The following is a 15,842-nucleotide window of genomic DNA, read 5'->3' as shown; positions in this document are numbered from 1 at the left end:
TTTATGGCTTCAGGCATTTTTGCACTTTTAGATGATTTGGCAGCGTTAATGGACGATGTCGCAGTAGCGAGTAAAGTCGCAACTCAAAAAACCGCTGGTATTTTGGGGGACGACCTCGCAGTAAATGCCGAAAAAGCAACAGGATTTCAGTCTTCGCGCGAGATTCCTGTGTTGTGGGCGATTACGAAAGGTTCGTTCCTTAATAAGTTAATAATCGTTCCGATTGCGTTGTTGCTAAACGCTTTTTTCCCAGTTATTATTAAATATGTTTTGATTGCGGGGGGCTGTTATTTAGCATTCGAAGGCATGGAAAAGATTTTCCATTTTTTGTTTCATAAAAAAGAAATCGAGCAAACGGATAATAATATTACTGAAGTTCTCGAGCATCAACTTCCTGAACAACAGGAAAAAGCAAAAGTAAAAGCTGCGATTACAACCGATTTTATTTTGTCCATCGAGATTGTGATTATTGCTTTGGGAACGGTTCTTAAGCAACCTCTTAATATCCAAATTGTAACCGTTTGCGTCGTATCAGTTTTAGCAACAGTAGGTGTTTACGGGATTGTTGCGCTAATTGTTAGGATGGATGACGCAGGTTTTAGATTGATTGATAAATCTAACGACCGCGGAATTTTCTCAAAAATTGGACATTTTTTAGTGAAACTTCTTCCGATTGTTATTAAAGTTTTGGGCGTTGTTGGGACGATTGCATTGTTACTGGTTTCTGGCGGAATTTTTATGCATAATATAGATCATCTTCATGATTATCTTCCTCATATTCCGGATATTATAAATGAAGCTGGACTTGGTATTATTGTCGGAACTGCGATGGTTGCGGTAATTACTTTAATTCAAACTATCGTAAAAAAGATGAAGAAGGCGTAGAAATATTAATTTTTAAATAAATCAAAATCGGCAGTTCCCAATGAGACTGCCGATTTTTTTTGAGTAAATATTAAATAAATTCTTAACCGCCAACGCGACTTTGTTCCTCAAATTTGGTTTGGTTGGTTGCGCCTTTTATGTTGTTATTTCCAAACTTGTAAGTCAACGAAAGGTTGGCGCTTTACGAAAGACCTTTGTATTTGAAATTCGATGTGAAATTCGAGTACGTTTCGCGGCCTTTGTAAGTTTGTGTGTTAAAAATATCATTAACACTCAAGGTGATCATAAGATTCTTATATAGTAAATTTAGTTTTAAACCTGCATAAAGATTATTACTGAAATTAATATCCGAATTGCCTTGTTTGCTTGGCAAATCCATCCAATAACCAAGCGTAAATGCTAAGTTTTTATCCTTTCTTAAATAGAAACTATTGTTGATATTAAGGTTGGCGCCAAAACTTGCTGGGAAAATATTGACATCGGATCTGGTACTCGTAGATTGGTTGTAGAAGCCCGTTAAGAATACATTTGACTCCAACCAACGTAATTTGTTAAAGCTGTAGTTAAGACTCATCCCAGTTTGATTTTCGGTAAAGAAATTCTCGGTTTTCGTGATTTTGTTTCCGTTTTCAATCTTCTGAATTCTACCCCAAGAAGCGGATGTATGTGTGAAGTAAAGCGTTGTCGTAAAGTTATTTTTTAAAACATAACTCAATTCCACATTGTCCGAGAAAGAAGGCTTCAAAAACTGATTTCCTACATAATATTCATAGTCTGAAGTGTAGACTTTTGAAGGACTAAGATTTCCAAAATACGGACGACGAATTCTACGCGAATAGTTAAGCGACATCGTGTTGTTATCGTTCGCTTTGTAGCTAAAATAAACCGTTGGGAAGAATTTCCCATAAGACGATTTAACCATTGCTCCGTCAGATTTTGCAGTCCCATCCAACTCTGTATGTTCGTATCTAAGTCCTAATTTTGCATCCCATTTTTCAGCTATTTTAAAACTTGATGACACATAAGCTGCATAATTTTTTTCATGATAAATAAAGGCGTTGCTTCGCAGAGGATTTAACTGTGTTTGTTCATTTTCAATATCAAAAAACTGAGCTGTAGATTCATTTTTAAACATGGTATATTTAAGACCTGATTCGGTTTTAATTTTCGAAAAATTCTTTTCAAGATCGACTTGTCTAGAGTAAACATTGTACAAGTTATCGTTGTAGTTAACAGCTTTTTTTTCTGTGTTTTGTAAGGTTGAAACATTGTTAATCAACGCCAATTTATTGGAGATTAAATTTCCAGAAAAACTTAATTTACTGCCTAAACTGTCCAATTTGATATCGTAGAAAGCTGTTGCGTAATGATTATTGTTATGATTGTGGTTGACATTTTGCGATACAAATTCAGTCGAAGTTCCGTTTTGTAAAGTTCTAACATTATTTTTTGCTAATGTTGTAAGGATTTGAAAATGAGTAATTATAATTAAAACCTATTAAATTTTTGTCATTGAGTTTGTATTCCGTTTTTATGTTGGCATTTTTGTAACGATAATTTCCCCAATAACTTCCATCCGAATTCCAATATTGATCTTCACCAATGCTATAATTATAGTTTTTTTGCTTCCAAATATTTTCGCCCATACTTCCAGATGTCGACACCGAAAGTTTTTTGCCTTGGTAATTAAAAGTTGCACCATCGCGCCAACTTGTGACAGAACTCACGCTTCCCGAAGTTTGCAAAGATGCATTCCAACCAATATTTGTATTTTTCTTGAGTACAATATTGATAAGGCCACTTTTGCCTTCAGCAGCATATTTTGCAGGTGGCGTCGTAATCACTTCGATTTTTGCAATGTCATCAGAACGTAGATTTTTAAGATAATTGATCAATTCTTCACCTGACAAATTCACAAGTCGGTCGTTGATCATAATTGCAACGCTGCTTTTCCCCGCAATGCTTATGGCGTCGTCGGTTGTGCGCAACATTGGCGTTTGGGACAAAGCTTCGACAGCGTCAACACCTTGCGACGCTACAGAATTTTCTACATTAAAAACCAAGCGATCAACTTTTCGCTCTACCAATTTTTTACTTGTTGCAACAACAGTTACGCCTTCGATTTGCTTTTCTGCTGTGGGTTGCGATGTTGTTTGTATATTTTTAAGAAGTGTCCCTTGCACTTGGATTTCTTCATTGAAAATACTTTTTTGGTCTTTAAAAATTTCTAGTTTGTAAGTTCCGTTTTCGGGAAGTTGCAGAGCAAAATTTCCATTTTCGGTACTAATACTGGAATATTTTTTATCCTTTTGTGTTGCCACAATTTCAACGTACGAAAGATTGGTATTGTTGGTATCAGTTATTTTGCCTTCGATTTTTTGTCTAAAAGTAAAAATGCCGATTAAATTGATTAACAAGAAACTTGCTTTTTTCATAACACTAATTTTATAGGTATAATAAAGCAGAAGGATTTCCTGTTACATCAAAAATGTAATTATTTTTAAATTAAATTGTAAGTTGTTGTAATTGAGTATTTTAAAAATGAAAATTATTTCTGATAATTCTCTTTTTTAATTTGATAAATGAAATTTAATTTTGGACTTTCTCCGAAATATTCAACCAATTGTTCGTCAATTTTTTCGGCACCGAGACGCGAAATAGAAATTTGAGAACGTAAATTTTCTGCGCCAATGTGGAAAATAACTTTATCAACATATTGGAAAATATAGTCCATCATCATGCGTTTCGCTTTGTGATTAAGTCCAGTTCCCCAAAACTTAGTTCCATAAAAAGTGTAACCAATTAAGATACTACTGTCAGCTTCATTGTAATCGTAAAAGCGCGAACTTCCTGCTAATTCGCCAGATTTTTTATCATAAATTTTGAACGCACCTCCGCTTTTTATGGCACCTTCGAAAAAATTTTGGAAAACTTCTATTTTATAACGGTCAGGATTGGGATGTTGCGCCCAAACTTCCTTTTCGGATGCAACTTTATATAAAGCTTCGAAATCTTCTTTTTGAAGTGGTTCCAAAATCAAAAAATCGTTTTCTAATCGAGATTGCAGCGAGAATTCCATATTATTGATAACGTTTGTGTTCTTTAGTTTTTGTAAATCTTTTCGTGATTGGTTTTAACAAAGTTCGATATTTCTCAATGTCAAATAGTTGAGAGTCTGTTAAAGCTTTGTATGTCAACCAAATAGCAAACGGGAACAAAATCATATTAGGTGCCCAAGTTGCCAAATAAGGATCGAGTTGTCCTTTCCAAGATAAGTTTTCGACACTCAAATTAATGACGTAGAAAATAATGAAAATGATAATCGCAATAACGACGGGAAGTCCCATTCCGCCTTTTCGGATAATGGATCCGAGACTCGCACCAATCATGAAGAAAATAATACAAGTCACTGAATAAGAAAGGATTCTCTGTTGGTAAATGACTATTTTATTCTTGTATTTTTTCATTTCCAAGATTTGCTCTTGCGATTGTTTGTTGCTGTCTTTTAGATTGTTAAGTCTTACGTAAGCATTGTAAAAGACTTCCATTTTTTTGTCCGCAGCGAGATCTTCACCTGTAAAGTTTGGCGTTGGATCAACCTTGGTTTTATTATGTGGATTATCTAAATATTGAACATAAGCATTGACCGTCATCATCGACTGATTCGATATACTATTGATGCTAACTTTGTTGTTTTCATCAGTTTTTGCTAAGGTTTCGTTGACTTCAAAATAGTTTTGAAAACGATAATCATCCGTAATTTTCTCACTTTCGATGGCTTTGTTGATAAGATCACTAATGTCGATGTGGAAAGCTAATGAATCAAATTTAATGGACTGATTGGGCTGATTTAACCTTTCATTATAAGCTTTGTTGGCGATATCGTCTTCATAGATATAACCATTATAAAGTACAAGTTTTAAAAAGTTAGGATCTGGCGCTTTTGCAAAACGGCCTTTTTTTGCGATAATCGTTTGTTGATCTTCATAAGAATTTGCTTTTTTATGAAGAAAAACGCCTTCTAAATTTTCCTTATTTTCTCCCGATATTTTATCAAATTTTACTGAGAACCCAGACATTTGGTCAATAAAAACCCCAGGTGTAAAATTAAGCGCAGGTTTACTAGAAACAATGTTAAACAACATATTTTTAGCTTTCCGTTGGAAGTCGGGTATGACATTATTTGAAAACAAAAAGAGGACAAAGGACATCATGGTCACCGTGATAAAAAGTGGTGCCATAACTCGTGTCAAGCTAATACCAGCAGCTTTCATCGCAGCGAGCTCATAACGTTCCCCAAAATCACCAAAGGTCATAATGGCAGATAACAAAATCGTTAATGGTAAAACCATCGACACGACATTGGCGCTCATGTAGAACAAAAACTTAATAATCTCCCAATAAGTCAGTCCTTTACCCGTGAATTGAGACATCTGCACCCAAATGATGTTGACAATGAAGATGAAAAACAGGACACTGAATATAAAGAAAAATGGCCCGAAAAAGGTTTTAATGATATATTTGTCTAACTTTTTCAAATGGAAAAATTATCTAATTTGACGTCAAAAATACAGCAAAAAAGTCATAATGCGAAAGACATTATGACTTTTTATATTTAAGCTTTAATGATAAGATTAAAGTTCTGTGATTAAATATTTAGCATACTTCGCTTTATCGAAGCTGAAAACATTAGAAGATAAGTTTTGATTTTCTTTGTAATCGCTAATGCTAATCGTTGCTAATTGGTTGTTAGTAGCGATTTGTTCTAGTTTTACTAATTTGTTTTGGGCACTGTTAACATAAAGATTAACTTGCGATAGACCATTTTCTTTAACAGGCGTCATCTTGATATAATCCAAAGATTTTCCGCTAACAGTTCTTTTGCCAACATAGGTTACATTATAGTCTTTTTTATAAGATTCTAAATAACTAAGCGGCGAAAACATCACATCGCTATCATTTGGTTTTGCAATCGTAACTTCTTTGTCAGAATCGTTGATGTTGTATACTTTGCTACCATCAAAAATCTGTTCTATCCCCATGATTTTTAACTTGTATTTATCATTGCTAGAATAGAAAATCCCAGTTTCGGCTTTGGTTACTTTTCCAGAACCTGAACCATAAGTGAATTTGAAGTACGTGTTTTTTTTGCTCTTATAATTAGATGTTACAGCATCCAAAATGCTTTGTGATTTTTGGTCAATTTTTTGCGCAAAAGACAATCCAAATGTGAATAATGAAAGCCCCACCAAAGTTGTCTTTTCTAATAATTTTTTCATTTTTATTCTTTTCTAGTTCGTATAGTTTAGATGCTTCTAGTTTTTAGAAGTTAAAGTCTAAACATACAATTGTATGCCAAACGGTACAAATAGGACAAAAAATTAGTTTTATTTAATAGTGACAGAACCCGAGCTGCTTTCTTTTATATTTTTACTTTCTAGATTCCCTCGTTTTAGGACAACAATATCAGCGCTAGAAGATGCACTTCCCGATACCGAATTTCTAACGCCTATTTTTATTCCACCTGATGATGAGGCTTGTAACATGGCCGAATCTGCTGTAAATTCTGCACCTTCCACATCTCCTGATGATGAAGCCTGAGCATTAATACTTTCCGAACGACCTTTTAGGCTTATAGTTCCCGAGGAAGAAACTTGTGCAATAATATCTTTTGACATAATATTTGCCACAATATCTGCGCTGCTATTTGCTTGGATATTGATAGAAGGTGCATCGAAAGTCCCTTTAATAGTTGACGAGCTAGATGCATTTATGAGAAATCCATTCGATTTAAAATCGTCTGATACGGTAATTGTCGAACTTGACGAAGCTGATAATTTGTTAAAATCTTTAGCATAGACTTTCACCTTAACTCGATTAGTAGAAACATTTCTAACGCCTCTCGCAATACGAATAACTGCAGCTGAGCCTTCTTGTACAACTTCGATTTGGTCGATAATGTCCGATGGTGCGTTAACAACAATTTTTTCGGTGCTAGATTTTACAACTTCAACGTCCAAAGCATTAGAAGATTTTATTTCATCAAAATCAAAAGTATAAGTTTTGTCGGTCAAAGCGCCTTTGCCTTCATTACTTCCCATGTTAAAACCTCCAATTGTAAATTCGGTTTCTCCATTAGATTTTGAGTAAGTGCAAGCGCTTAATGTAAGGCTTAAACCTAATAATATAGCACAGATTTTATTTGTTTTCATAGTGATATAATTTGTAATGTTATAATAGTTAGACAATCAAAACGGCAAGTATGTTACATTTTAGTTTAAATATTTTTAATAATTTATAAAATCTTAACTTGCGGGCGCAAAAAACAGCAACTATAAACCGAATTATGGACTTCAAAAAACTAAAAGCCTATTTTTATTTAGGCGGCTTTTACTTGCTAATTTCATTTTTGTTGAGATTGGTTTTCTTTTTTCATCCAATAACAACCAGTAGTTTTGGCTTTTTCGAAAGCTTGGGGATTTTGTTAGTTGGCGCAATTAGCGATATTTTTATTTTTAGTATTGCGTCGGTATTTTTGGTGATTTACTTTTTGTTTTTATCCAATTCGAAATACAACAAACCTTGGGGTTACATTATTTTCGGATTGTTATTGGCTTTTGCATTGTATATCGCCTTTGTCCCAAATAATATTTTTAAACAATATGGCGGTTCTGTCGCAGAGATTGCGTTAATTTTTGTTGGTTTAAAAACGAGTCTGTTCGGATTGTTGTTATTTGTTCCGAATCAAAGACAAAGATTTAGAAATATTTTATATTTCATTACGCTGTTTTTATATGTGTTTTTAATCATTCAAAATGCGGTGAGCGAATATTTTTTCTGGAATGAATTTGGGGTTCGTTACAACTTTATCGCGGTTGATTATTTAATCTATACCAACGAAGTTATCGGTAATATTATGGAATCTTATCCAGTTGTTCCGTTGTTTTCGGTGATTATTGCAATTGCAATTGGCGTTACGATTTTCATTTATAAAAAAACAAAATCAGAGCTGCTAACACTTCCAAATTTTATACAAAAAATAATCTTTGTTATAGCTTATGTAGTGTTATTTGGATTGAGTTTGTTTGCGATTGGGCAGCTTAAAAAAATACATTATCAAAATACTTTTTCGGAAGAAATTAAAAGCAATGGTTTGGAGAAATTCTATACTGCATTTAATACCAAAGAGTTGGATTTTGTTAAATTCTATCCAAGCTTAGGAATAGAAGAAGCGGAAAAACAATTTTTAAGTCAATATCAACCATCAGAATTGCGTCGTCCAGTTGTGGGTGATTCGGCGGAAATTCGTAAAAATGTGGTTCTAATTTCCATTGAAAGTCTTTCTGCAGATTTCTTAAAACATTACGGAAACGAGCAAAATATCACACCGTTTTTGGATAGTTTAGCAACCAAAAGTATGATGTTTACCAATCTTTATGCAACAGGAAATCGTACTGTTCGCGGTTTGGAAGCTTTAACGCTTTGTATTCCGCCAACTGCTGGAGAAAGTGTTGTTAAACGTGAAGATAACAAGAATAAATTTACGACGGGATCGGTTTTCAAATCGAAAGGTTATCAAGTTAAATACTTGTACGGCGGCGATTCTTATTTTGATAATATGAAAGATTTCTTTGGCGGAAATGGTTATGATATTGTTGACAGAGCAGCTTTTAAACCTGAAGAAATTACTTTTGCTAACATATGGGGCGTTAGTGATGAGGATATGGCGAAAAAAGCGATCGAAACGATGAATGCCGAAGCTAAAACTGGAAAACCCTTCTTTAACCATTGGATGACAGTTAGTAACCATCGACCTTTTACCTATCCAGATGGACGAATCGACATTCCTGGAAATGCAAAATCGCGTGAAGGTGGCGTTAAATACACCGATTACTCAATTAAGAAGTTTTTCGAAATGGCGAAAAAACAAGATTGGTATAAGAATACAATTTTTGTAATCGTGTCCGATCATTGTGCATCGTCTGCTGGTAAAACCGAATTGCCGATGGATAAATACAGAATCCCAGCACTTATTTTTTCCGAAGGTCTTGTACAGCCAAAAGAGGTGAGCACTTTGATGTCGCAGATTGATGTGATGCCGACTTTGTTTGGTTTGATGAATTTCAATTATGAAAGTCAGTTTTTAGGTCAAGATATTTTTAAAACCAATTATCAGCCGCGTGCTTATATTGCGACTTATCAAGATTTAGGTTTAATAAAAGATAATATTTTGACGATTATTTCACCAACAAAAAAGGTGAAACAATATGATCTAAAACCTCAAAAAAATAACATCTCAGCAATCTATAATCCGTATTTTGATGAAGTTCCGAGAACGACAATTGACGAGCAATTAAAGAATGAAACTGTGGCTACATACGAGGCGACGTCTTATTGGTTGAAAAATAAAAAGCTGGATAAGTCTGTTTCAAAATAATTTTTATTACATTTACAAAAATTTAACATTAGCATGAAAAACTTGTTATTTTTATTAGGATTAGGGATTGGTGTTATCACTTTCGCACAATCTGGTCCACCAGCTGGTGAAGCAAAAGTTGGTGAGTATTACGGAAAAGACGTAGAAATGACTGTGGCGAAAAAAGCAATTACAGTTAAAGATTTAAATAAAAAATTAACGAAAGAAGCAAAAGTTGAAAACGTTGCTGTTAAAGGTACAGTTACCGAAGTTTGTCCTAAAAAAGGATGTTGGGTAAAACTAAAAACGGATGATGGTAAAGATTTCTTTGTTAAAATGAAAGATTATGGTTTCTTTGTACCGATGGCTTTAGTTGGGAAAAATGTTGTGCTAGAAGGCAATGCAGAAAGCAAAACAACTTCCGTTAACGAGCTGAAACATTACGCTGAAGATGCTAAAAAACCACAATCGGAGATTGATGCTATCAAAGATCCAAAAACAGAAACACGCTTTTTAGCAAGTGCTATTAAAGTCGTGAAATAATCAACACCGACCAATCACAATTATTATATTGTAAAGCGCCTTTCGACATCTGTTGAAGGCGCTTAATTTTTTTTTGAAAATTTATTCCAACATCTTTTTTATTCGTAAGCTATCTACAGGAAAAGGAATTTCTTTTAACTTCCAACCATTTCTAGGAGAAGGAAACTTAAAATCTGTAATGTTAATTTGTAACAATATTGCAAAGTTCGGATTTAGAGAATCATATACTGCTAGATATTTGTAACCTGTCCAAAAGTTTCTCTTTCTTCATAATTACTTATAATTTTTCACATATTTTTGTATTAATACAGTGTCTATTTTAAATGGAACTTCATTGTACTTCCAGCCATTACTTGCGGGTTCATAATCTTTTTCAATAGGATAGATTAGCAGTAAAGCACAGTTTTTAGGATTTAGAGAATCATAAACAACAAGATATTTTTCTCCAATTTCTACTTTGTTAGAACTAACTGCATTGGTATACTTAATTCCATTAATGCTGTAATTATAATCAAAAGTAGTTAACCTACGTGCTAAATATTCATTAACAAGAATTGCAGTAGTATATTTTGGATGTTTATTAATTTTTCCACTTGTAAAATATGAATTAATAAGACTAAAAATAATCACCAAAACGATTGGCGCTGCGTACAAAATATTTTTCTTTTTCATAAAATTCATTTCGAACTAAAGCAGGATTGGTGTTTTGTTAATCTATATCTCAATAATCCTGATTTTAACTTCTAAAAATAGAAATAAAATTGTTTTCGAGAATTAATAATTTTAAGATTTTAATAATTGTCATTATAGCCTTATCTTTACGCCAAATTTTATTAAAATGATAGACTGGAAAACAGTTAAAGAATACGACGATATCACGTACAAAAAATGTGGTGGCGTTGCGAGAATCGCCTTTAATAGACCAGAAGTTAGAAATGCTTTTCGTCCCAAAACAACTTCAGAATTATATGATGCTTTTTTTGATGCTTCGGAAGATCCATCGATAGGCGTTGTGTTGTTGTCTGGCGAAGGTCCAAGTTCTAAAGATGGCGGTTGGGCATTTTGTAGTGGTGGCGACCAAAAAGCGCGTGGTCAAAAAGGTTATGTTGGGGAAGACGGAAGACATCGTCTTAATATTTTGGAAGTTCAGCGTTTGATTCGTTTTATGCCAAAAGTGGTTATTGCAGTTGTTCCTGGTTGGGCTGTTGGTGGCGGACATTCACTTCATGTGGTTTGTGACTTGACGTTGGCAAGTAAAGAGCACGCGATTTTTAAACAGACGGATGCTGATGTAACAAGTTTTGATGGTGGTTATGGTTCTGCTTATTTAGCAAAAATGGTGGGGCAGAAAAAAGCGCGAGAAATTTTCTTTTTGGGAAGAAATTATTCTGCGCAAGAAGCTTTCGAAATGGGAATGGTTAATGCTGTTATTCCACATGCAGAGCTTGAAGATACCGCATACGAATGGGCGCAAGAGATTCTTGGAAAATCGCCAATGTCAATCAGAATGTTGAAATTCGCTATGAATTTAACAGACGATGGCATGGTAGGACAACAGGTTTTTGCTGGCGAAGCAACGCGTTTGGCTTATATGACTGACGAAGCTATCGAGGGCCGCAATGCTTTCTTAGAAAAGAGAAAACCAAACTTTGGCGACGACCAATGGATATCTTAAATAAGGAATTAGAAGTTAGGAATTAGAAATTAGCATCAATGCTAAAACTAAAACCTTATTTCTGTTTTCTATTACCTAAATAAAAATGATTGACTGGATACATGCAGCGCGTCTGCGAACTTTACCACTTTCTTTAAGTGGAATTATCATGGGATCTTTTATTGCCAAATGGCGATTGAAGGAGGATGGTGGCTTTTGGGATTGGAAGATTTTTGCATTGGCGCTTTTGGTGACCTTGCTGTATCAAATCCTTTCCAACTATGCCAACGATTATGGAGATGGTGTAAAAGGAACTGATAAACTGAGAATCAACGAAGCGGAAGCTAGAGCAGTGGCTTCGGGGAAAATAACAGCCAAACAAATGAAAAATGCCGTTATTCTACTTTCAATTTTGTCTTTTGTAGCGACCGTTGCCTTGTTGTATGTGGCATTTATCCCAAATTATATGAATGAATTTTATATTTTCATTGGTTTGGGCGTAGCTTGTATTTTGGCAGCGATTGGTTATACAGTTGGCAAAAAACCTTACGGATACATGGGCTTGGGCGATATTTTCGTGTTTGTCTTTTTCGGTTTGGTATCGGTTTGCGGAAGTTATTTCTTATTTACTAAAACTTTTAGTTGGGATGTTTTGCTTCCAGCGGCAGCTGTTGGTTTGTTGAGCGCAGCAGTGCTTAATCTTAACAATATGCGCGATATGCAAAACGACGAAGCTTCTGGCAAAAAAACTTTGGCTCTGAAACTTGGTTACAAAAATGCGATGATCTACGAAATGGTGTTATTGCAACTTCCTATTTTGTTGGTTTTGACTTTTTTAATGATTAACCAATTGCAAGCGCAAGGCAGATATTACGCATTTATTGTAATGATTTTGTTGTTTCCATTTGCTGGACTTCGACGCAAGATTATGCAAATTAAAGAAAACCGCGAGTTAGATCCTTTCCTAAAACAAGTTGGGATTTTAACCTTTATGATGGCGATTTTAACCGCTGCTGGACTTAATCTTTTTTAAAACAAAATATATGGAACATCCAATTTTTGTACAATGTCAAATGTTAATCAGAAAGCCAATTGCTGAGGTTTTTGAGGCATTTGTAAATCCCGAAATAACAACCAAATTTTGGTTTACAAAATCGAGTGGAAAGCTGGAAGAAGGGACTACGACAACTTGGACTTGGGAAATGTATAATGTGTCATCAGAAGTACAAACTTTGAAGATTGTTCCAAATCAAAAAATCGAAACTTTGTGGGGAAATCCTGCAACCAATGTCGATTACGAGTTTCAAGAGATGAAAAACGGAACTTTAGTAATCATCAAAAGTTATGGTTATCCGCAAACTGGCGATGACTTAGCTAAAGTCGTTAATGATAATACGGGCGGTTTTACAACGGTTTTGGATGGTTGTAAAGCTTGGTTAGAACATGGGATTAAATTAAATCTTATCGAAGATAAATTCCCAGCTGAATAAGTATAATTAAATTTTAAAATTAAAAAATGAAAATAAAATTCTTAGGACAAAATTGCTTTTTGTTCACACATAACGGAAAAACGATTTTGAGTGATCCTTTTTACAACTTTCAAAAAGATAAAACAGGATTCGATATTACAGCGCAAAAAATTGATTATGTGTTGATTACGCATGCGCACGGTGATCATACTGCAGATGTAGCTGAGGTATTGGCGAATCATCCAGATGCGACCATTATTGGGCAACCAGAAATTTGTGGCTACTTCAAACATGCGAACAATATTGACATCAATTTCGGTGGATCTGCAAAAATTGACGATCTTAAAATTTCCATGGTGCCAGCAAGCCATACAAGCTCTTTTCCGGACGGAACTTACGGGGGTGAAGCGGCAGGATATATTTTCCGTTTGCCAGGTAAAAATCTTTATTTAGCAGGTGATACGGGCGTTTCTGCAGAGATGGCTATTTTCCCAAAAGTTTTTGGAAAGCTAGATGTTTCGATTCTTCCCATTGGTCGTCATTATACGATGTGTCCTCGCAAAGCAGCTTTTGCGGCGAAAGAATTATTGTTGACGCCAAAAGTTATCGGTTGTCATTTTGATACGTTTGAGCCAATCAAAATTAATCATGATAATGCAAAGAAACATTTTGCAGACGCAGGCATCGAATTCAGTTTACCAGAATTAGGTGAGGAATTTGAATTTTAATTAAAATAAATTGAAGCTTTAAGTTTTGAAAAATTCAGCTAATAGTTTGATTTTAAATAAAGTAAAATTAGAATATTCAGAGATTTTGGAGGATTTAATGCTTCAGTTTTTAAATAAAATTACGAAACATATAGACACAAAAAATGGCAAGCTACCTACATCACACCGCTACAACCGATTACCTTTGCTGCGTTCCCACCCTGGAGGATTCTCAGGAGCTGGTTGTGTAGGACTTGCCAGTGCAAATATAGAAATTATTTATGAATTTGGAAGAGTCTTCTCAAGAAAATGAGAATTTATAGGCGTTAATTAGTCTAATAGCTTGATTTTTAATTTGAAAAAATCTTGAAAATTTTAAAAATTTTGTCATTTAATAAAAAAAATCGGTTTTTAAAATGACAAAAATGAAGTTTGATAGAGATAATCTTCCCACATTTTAGAAAATTATGACGAAAAATCCAGTAGTTATTGGTCTTGGTTTATACGGAGTAACGATGTTGTTATTCTTTGGTGTTTATTATTTTTTTGCTGGTCCTAATTATTGGGATATTAGTATGAAAATCAATGCGTTTGGTTTAACTTTTCTTTACGGTATCGCCGCTTTCTTATCAACATATTGGTTGCGAAAAGGAACTCAAATTACTTATCCTCAAGCTTTTAAGCAATCGTTTGTAACGCTTTTTGTTGGCGGGTTTTTATCGATGGTGACAATGTTCGGATTCCTAAATTATGTGGATAAAAATGCACGTGATTTACTAAATTATCAATACGTACAAACTGAGCTTACTAATCTTGAAGAAGCTTATCAAAAACAAAAAATTGATGCTGCTAATCATAAAGATGCCAATGTCGTTGTTGAGTTAGAAAAGAATTATAAAGAAGCGAAAGAAGCGCGCGAAATAGCTTTAAAGGAAAAGCGTAACTATTTCTCTTTCGAATTTTTAGGAAAACTTTTTGCCGGCATTTTATTATTTTATTTACTTTTGTCGATTATTATTGCAGCCTTTTTGAAAAACAAAAAACGCTACGAATAATCTTATTTTTACCTAAATTTAATTAATGAATCTTTCTATAATTATTCCACTTCTCAACGAAGAAGAATCCATCGAAGAGCTTTTTAACCGTATTGATGCTGTGTGTAAGCAACATCAGTTAAGTTATGATGTTTGGTTTGTCGATGATGGTAGTACGGATCTTTCTTGGAGCATTATAGAAAATCTAAAAGTGCAACATCCGCAAGTACATGGGATTAAATTTTCCAAAAACTATGGAAAATCACAAGCTTTACATGCGGCTTTCGAGAAAGCGCAAGGTGATGTTGTGATAACGATGGATGCGGACTTACAGGATTTTCCAGAAGAAATTCCTGAGTTGTATGACATGGTGACTAAAGAAGATTACGACATCGTATCGGGTTGGAAGAAAAAGCGTTTTGACAATGTTATGACGAAAAATCTTCCATCAAAACTCTTTAATGGTGCGGCTCGTAAGTTGTCTGGTGTTCATCTTCACGATTTTAATTGTGGATTGAAAGCCTATAAAAAACGTGTAGTAAAATCTATTGATGTGTACGGCGATATGCACCGTTATATTCCAGTGTTGGCTGCCAATGCGGGTTTCAAGAGAATTACAGAAAAACCTGTACAACATCAAGCGCGTCCTTACGGAACTTCAAAATTCGGGACCGAAAGATTTATTCGTGGTTTCCTAGATTTAGTAACCTTGTGGTTTGTAAGTCGATTTGGTGGACGTCCAATGCACTTTTTTGGCGCTGCAGGAACTTTAATGTTCATCATCGGATTTTTGTCGGCACTTTGGTTAGGAATCTCCAAATTAATTGATGTTTCCAAAGGTGTATATGGTCATTTGATTGCGTTAAATCCTTGGTTTTACATCGCTTTGACAATGATGATTTTAGGAACTTTATTATTTGTTTCAGGATTTTTGGGCGAGATGATTGTCCGTTCCAAAAGAGACCACAAAAATTATAATGTGGAAGAAGTAATTTAACTCGATTAATAATACAAAAACGGAAGATAAAGTTTTCGGACAAATAGCATTGTACTTTGTTTTACTAGTATTTATTAACGCAGTTAGTTACCAATTTCTTTTCAAATATTTAGAGCTAGGTCGTACATCAGTGTTTT

The 15,842-nt window shown here is 34.4% G+C and carries 16 protein-coding genes and 1 other RNA gene; 9 read left to right on the top strand and 8 right to left on the bottom strand.

Features of this window, described 5'->3' with window-relative positions; all coding sequences use genetic code 11:
* Positions 1 to 3: 3 nt before the first annotated feature.
* Entirely contained in the window at positions 4 to 885 is an 882-nt protein-coding gene (locus AC23MB_RS03505; RefSeq protein ID WP_313028133.1) for a DUF808 domain-containing protein, read from the top strand.
* Positions 886 to 1,066: 181 nt separating this feature from the next.
* Here the strand turns inward: AC23MB_RS03505 and AC23MB_RS03500 are convergent, their stop codons facing one another.
* From AC23MB_RS03500 to AC23MB_RS03475, 6 genes are all read right to left on the bottom strand, one after another.
* Positions 1,067 to 2,353: an outer membrane beta-barrel family protein gene (locus AC23MB_RS03500; RefSeq protein ID WP_487786689.1), complete on the bottom strand. Its 1,287-nt coding sequence runs from the start codon at positions 2,351 to 2,353 to the stop codon at positions 1,067 to 1,069.
* Positions 2,328 to 3,320, bottom strand: a complete 993-nt coding sequence (locus tag AC23MB_RS03495) for a TonB-dependent receptor (RefSeq protein WP_313028135.1) — start codon at positions 3,318 to 3,320, stop codon at positions 2,328 to 2,330. The genes AC23MB_RS03500 and AC23MB_RS03495 overlap by 26 nt, the downstream gene beginning before the upstream one ends.
* Before the next feature lie 113 nt (positions 3,321 to 3,433).
* A complete protein-coding gene (locus tag AC23MB_RS03490) occupies positions 3,434 to 3,964 on the bottom strand; it encodes a GNAT family N-acetyltransferase (protein WP_313028138.1) in 531 nt (176 codons plus the stop codon).
* Between the two features lies 1 nt (position 3,965).
* Complete coding sequence (locus tag AC23MB_RS03485) at positions 3,966 to 5,423, bottom strand: LptF/LptG family permease (protein ID WP_487786519.1); 1,458 nt, start codon at positions 5,421 to 5,423, stop codon at positions 3,966 to 3,968.
* Positions 5,424 to 5,519: 96 nt separating this feature from the next.
* Positions 5,520 to 6,164, bottom strand: coding sequence for an outer membrane lipoprotein periplasmic chaperone LolA1 (lolA1, locus tag AC23MB_RS03480; protein WP_374330667.1), 645 nt, complete (start codon positions 6,162 to 6,164; stop codon positions 5,520 to 5,522).
* Between the two features lie 108 nt (positions 6,165 to 6,272).
* On the bottom strand, positions 6,273 to 7,097 hold the full coding sequence (locus tag AC23MB_RS03475) for a GIN domain-containing protein (protein ID WP_487786518.1): 825 nt from the start codon (positions 7,095 to 7,097) through the stop codon (positions 6,273 to 6,275).
* 134 nt (positions 7,098 to 7,231) lie between these two features.
* Here AC23MB_RS03475 and AC23MB_RS03470 point away from each other — a divergent pair, with 134 nt between their 5' ends.
* Complete coding sequence (locus AC23MB_RS03470; protein WP_374330663.1) at positions 7,232 to 9,322, top strand: LTA synthase family protein; 2,091 nt, start codon at positions 7,232 to 7,234, stop codon at positions 9,320 to 9,322.
* Between the two features lie 33 nt (positions 9,323 to 9,355).
* On the top strand, positions 9,356 to 9,844 hold the full coding sequence (locus AC23MB_RS03465; RefSeq protein WP_313028145.1) for a DUF4920 domain-containing protein: 489 nt from the start codon (positions 9,356 to 9,358) through the stop codon (positions 9,842 to 9,844).
* A gap of 273 nt (positions 9,845 to 10,117) precedes the next feature.
* Here AC23MB_RS03465 and AC23MB_RS03460 read toward each other — a convergent pair whose 3' ends face one another.
* Positions 10,118 to 10,516 carry a hypothetical protein gene (locus AC23MB_RS03460; protein WP_312321732.1) on the bottom strand — a complete coding sequence of 133 codons (399 nt, stop codon included), beginning with the start codon at positions 10,514 to 10,516 and terminating at the stop codon, positions 10,118 to 10,120.
* Between the two features lie 166 nt (positions 10,517 to 10,682).
* Between AC23MB_RS03460 and AC23MB_RS03455 the strand changes: the two genes are divergently transcribed.
* The 4 genes from AC23MB_RS03455 to AC23MB_RS03440 all read left to right on the top strand — a co-directional run bounded on the left by AC23MB_RS03455 (position 10,683) and on the right by AC23MB_RS03440 (position 13,695).
* Complete coding sequence (locus tag AC23MB_RS03455) at positions 10,683 to 11,519, top strand: 1,4-dihydroxy-2-naphthoyl-CoA synthase (protein ID WP_079668032.1); 837 nt, start codon at positions 10,683 to 10,685, stop codon at positions 11,517 to 11,519.
* 85 nt (positions 11,520 to 11,604) lie between these two features.
* Positions 11,605 to 12,531, top strand: a complete 927-nt coding sequence (menA, locus tag AC23MB_RS03450) for a 1,4-dihydroxy-2-naphthoate octaprenyltransferase (protein ID WP_487786517.1) — start codon at positions 11,605 to 11,607, stop codon at positions 12,529 to 12,531.
* Positions 12,532 to 12,541: 10 nt separating this feature from the next.
* On the top strand, positions 12,542 to 12,988 hold the full coding sequence (locus AC23MB_RS03445) for an SRPBCC family protein (protein WP_487786516.1): 447 nt from the start codon (positions 12,542 to 12,544) through the stop codon (positions 12,986 to 12,988).
* Positions 12,989 to 13,014: 26 nt separating this feature from the next.
* Positions 13,015 to 13,695, top strand: coding sequence for a metal-dependent hydrolase (locus tag AC23MB_RS03440; RefSeq protein WP_487786515.1), 681 nt, complete (start codon positions 13,015 to 13,017; stop codon positions 13,693 to 13,695).
* Positions 13,696 to 13,836: 141 nt separating this feature from the next.
* On the opposite strand, the gene ffs is transcribed toward AC23MB_RS03440, so the two are convergent.
* An RNA gene (gene ffs / locus AC23MB_RS03435) (signal recognition particle sRNA small type) lies at positions 13,837 to 13,934 on the bottom strand.
* 207 nt (positions 13,935 to 14,141) lie between these two features.
* On the opposite strand from ffs, the gene AC23MB_RS03430 reads away from it, so the two are divergent.
* Positions 14,142 to 14,729: a DUF4199 domain-containing protein gene (locus AC23MB_RS03430; RefSeq protein WP_312321721.1), complete on the top strand. Its 588-nt coding sequence runs from the start codon at positions 14,142 to 14,144 to the stop codon at positions 14,727 to 14,729.
* A gap of 25 nt (positions 14,730 to 14,754) precedes the next feature.
* Positions 14,755 to 15,705, top strand: coding sequence for a glycosyltransferase family 2 protein (locus tag AC23MB_RS03425; RefSeq protein ID WP_313028156.1), 951 nt, complete (start codon positions 14,755 to 14,757; stop codon positions 15,703 to 15,705).
* Positions 15,706 to 15,842: the final 137 nt, after the last annotated feature.

It is taken from the genome of Soonwooa sp. T0.1_25, assembly GCF_057652215.1.
The sequence above is the reverse complement of the archived record's forward strand: the minus strand, read 5'-3'. Positions and strand labels throughout refer to the sequence as shown.

Excerpts from the sequence above, each read along its gene's own strand:
- AC23MB_RS03460 (WP_312321732.1), bottom strand. The coding sequence starts at position 10,516 with ATGAAAAAGAAAAATATTTTGTACGCAGCGCCAATCGTTTTGGTGATT.
- AC23MB_RS03440 (WP_487786515.1), top strand. The coding sequence starts at position 13,015 with ATGAAAATAAAATTCTTAGGACAAAATTGCTTTTTGTTCACACATAAC.
- lolA1 (WP_374330667.1), bottom strand. The coding sequence starts at position 6,164 with ATGAAAAAATTATTAGAAAAGACAACTTTGGTGGGGCTTTCATTATTC.
- AC23MB_RS03470 (WP_374330663.1), top strand. The coding sequence starts at position 7,232 with ATGGACTTCAAAAAACTAAAAGCCTATTTTTATTTAGGCGGCTTTTAC.
- AC23MB_RS03505 (WP_313028133.1), top strand. The coding sequence starts at position 4 with ATGGCTTCAGGCATTTTTGCACTTTTAGATGATTTGGCAGCGTTAATG.
- AC23MB_RS03455 (WP_079668032.1), top strand. The coding sequence starts at position 10,683 with ATGATAGACTGGAAAACAGTTAAAGAATACGACGATATCACGTACAAA.
- AC23MB_RS03425 (WP_313028156.1), top strand. The coding sequence starts at position 14,755 with ATGAATCTTTCTATAATTATTCCACTTCTCAACGAAGAAGAATCCATC.
- menA (WP_487786517.1), top strand. The coding sequence starts at position 11,605 with ATGATTGACTGGATACATGCAGCGCGTCTGCGAACTTTACCACTTTCT.
- AC23MB_RS03490 (WP_313028138.1), bottom strand. The coding sequence starts at position 3,964 with ATGGAATTCTCGCTGCAATCTCGATTAGAAAACGATTTTTTGATTTTG.
- AC23MB_RS03475 (WP_487786518.1), bottom strand. The coding sequence starts at position 7,097 with ATGAAAACAAATAAAATCTGTGCTATATTATTAGGTTTAAGCCTTACA.
- AC23MB_RS03430 (WP_312321721.1), top strand. The coding sequence starts at position 14,142 with ATGACGAAAAATCCAGTAGTTATTGGTCTTGGTTTATACGGAGTAACG.
- AC23MB_RS03495 (WP_313028135.1), bottom strand. The coding sequence starts at position 3,320 with ATGAAAAAAGCAAGTTTCTTGTTAATCAATTTAATCGGCATTTTTACT.
- AC23MB_RS03445 (WP_487786516.1), top strand. The coding sequence starts at position 12,542 with ATGGAACATCCAATTTTTGTACAATGTCAAATGTTAATCAGAAAGCCA.
- AC23MB_RS03465 (WP_313028145.1), top strand. The coding sequence starts at position 9,356 with ATGAAAAACTTGTTATTTTTATTAGGATTAGGGATTGGTGTTATCACT.